The organism is Rhizobium sp. S163, assembly GCF_030380805.1.
In the GTDB taxonomy this organism is placed as follows: domain Bacteria; phylum Pseudomonadota; class Alphaproteobacteria; order Rhizobiales; family Rhizobiaceae; genus Rhizobium.
The window spans coordinates 1-2,661 of the sequence record NZ_JAUDSA010000029.1; the positions used below are offsets into that span (position 1 = coordinate 1).

Annotated in this window: 1 rRNA gene; it reads left to right on the top strand. The window is 52.7% G+C overall.

Annotated features, from left to right (window positions below):
• Positions 1-2,615: ribosomal RNA gene (locus QTL96_RS22685) — 23S ribosomal RNA — on the top strand; the annotation flags it as partial.
• Positions 2,616-2,661 lie beyond the last annotated feature (46 nt).

Below are 2,661 nucleotides of genomic sequence, written 5' to 3' on the forward strand. Positions count from 1 at the left end.
ATTGTGATAAGGTATCTACACCTGAATAAAATAGGGTGTAAGAAGCGAACTCGGGGAACTGAAACATCTAAGTACCCGAAGGAAAGGACATCAACCGAGACTCCGCAAGTAGTGGCGAGCGAACGCGGACCAGGCCAGTGGCAATGAGGAATAAAGCGGAACCTTCTGGAAAGTTGGGCCGTAGCGGGTGATAGCCCCGTACGCGTAGAACACTCATTGTCCTAGAGTAGGGCGGGGCACGTGAAACCCTGTCTGAACGTGGGTAGACCACTATCCAAGCCTAAGTACTCGTGCATGACCGATAGCGAACAAGTACCGTGAGGGAAAGGTGAAAAGCACCCCGACAAGGGGAGTGAAATAGAACCTGAAACCGGATGCCTACAAACAGTCGGAGCCCGCAAGGGTGACGGCGTACCTTTTGTATAATGGGTCAACGACTTAGTGTAACAAGCAAGCTTAAGCCGGTAGGTGTAGGCGAAGCGAAAGCGAGTCTGAATAGGGCGATTTAGTTTGTTGCATTAGACCCGAAACCGAGTGATCTAGCCATGAGCAGGTTGAAGGTTGGGTAACACCAACTGGAGGACCGAACCCGCATCTGTTGCAATAGATTGGGATGACTTGTGGTTAGGGGTGAAAGGCCAATCAAACTCGGAAATAGCTGGTTCTCCGCGAAATCTATTTAGGTAGAGCGTCGAGCGAATACCCCGGGGGGTAGAGCACTGGATGGGCTATGGGGACTCACCGTCTTACTGATCCTAACCAAACTCCGAATACCCGGGAGTACTACTCGGCAGACACACGGCGGGTGCTAACGTCCGTCGTGAAAAGGGCAACAACCCTAACCTCCAGCTAAGGTCCCCAAGTCATGGCTAAGTGGGAAAGGATGTGAGGATCCCAAAACAACCAGGATGTTGGCTTAGAAGCAGCCATCATTTAAAGAAAGCGTAACAGCTCACTGGTCTAAATAAGGGTCTTTGCGCCGAAAATGTAACGGGGCTGAAGCCATGCACCGAAGCTGAGGATGTGCAGTAATGCACGTGGTAGCGGAGCGTTCCGTAAGCCTGTGAAGGGACAGTCGTGAGACATCCTGGAGGTATCGGAAGTGCGAATGTTGACATGAGTAACGATAAAGAGGGTGAGAGACCCTCTCGCCGAAAGACCAAGGGTTCCTGCTTAAAGTTAATCTGAGCAGGGTTAGCCGGCCCCTAAGGCGAGGCGGAAACGCGTAGTCGATGGGAACCACGTTAATATTCGTGGGCCTGGTGGTAGTGACGGATTGCGTAACTTGTATTCACTTATTGGATTGTGGGTGCAGGGAAGCGGTTCCAGGAAATAGCTCCATCATTATAGACCGTACCCGAAACCGACACAGGTGGTCAGGTAGAGTATACCAAGGCGCTTGAGAGAACTATGTTGAAGGAACTCGGCAAATTGCACGCGTAACTTCGGAAGAAGCGTGACCCCATTGTACGCAAGTGTGATGGGGTGGCACAGACCAGGGGGTAGCGACTGTTTATCAAAAACACAGGGCTCTGCGAAGTCGCAAGACGACGTATAGGGTCTGACGCCTGCCCGGTGCTGGAAGGTTAAAGGGAGAGGTGCAAGCTTTGAACTGAAGCCCCAGTAAACGGCGGCCGTAACTATAACGGTCCTAAGGTAGCGAAATTCCTTGTCGGGTAAGTTCCGACCTGCACGAATGGCGTAACGACTTCCCCGCTGTCTCCAACATAGACTCAGTGAAATTGAATTCCCCGTGAAGATGCGGGGTTCCTGCGGTCAGACGGAAAGACCCCGTGCACCTTTACTATAGCTTTACACTGGCATTCGTGTCGGCATGTGTAGGATAGGTGGTAGGCTTTGAAGCAGGGACGCCAGTTTCTGTGGAGCCATCCTTGAAATACCACCCTTATCGTCATGGATGTCTAACCGCGGTCCGTTATCCGGATCCGGGACAGTGTATGGTGGGTAGTTTGACTGGGGCGGTCGCCTCCGAAAGAGTAACGGAGGCGCGCGATGGTGGGCTCAGACCGGTCGGAAATCGGTCGTCGAGTGCAATGGCATAAGCCCGCCTGACTGCGAGACTGACAAGTCGAGCAGAGACGAAAGTCGGTCATAGTGATCCGGTGGTCCCGCGTGGAAGGGCCATCGCTCAACGGATAAAAGGTACGCCGGGGATAACAGGCTGATGACCCCCAAGAGTCCATATCGACGGGGTTGTTTGGCACCTCGATGTCGGCTCATCGCATCCTGGGGCTGGAGCAGGTCCCAAGGGTTTGGCTGTTCGCCAATTAAAGCGGTACGTGAGCTGGGTTCAGAACGTCGTGAGACAGTTCGGTCCCTATCTGCCGTGGGTGTAGGAATATTGACAGGATCTGTCCCTAGTACGAGAGGACCGGGATGGACATATCTCTGGTGGACCTGTTGTCGTGCCAACGGCATAGCAGGGTAGCTACATATGGAATGGATAACCGCTGAAGGCATCTAAGCGGGAAACCAACCTGAAAACGAGTATTCCCTATCAGAGCCGTGGAAGACGACCACGTTGATAGGACGGGTGTGGAAGCGCAGCAATGTGTGAAGCTTACCGTTACTAATAGCTCGATCGGCTTAATTGTTCTCATTGCTTATGCTCATCAAACAGATGACGCCAAGGCGTGTTCA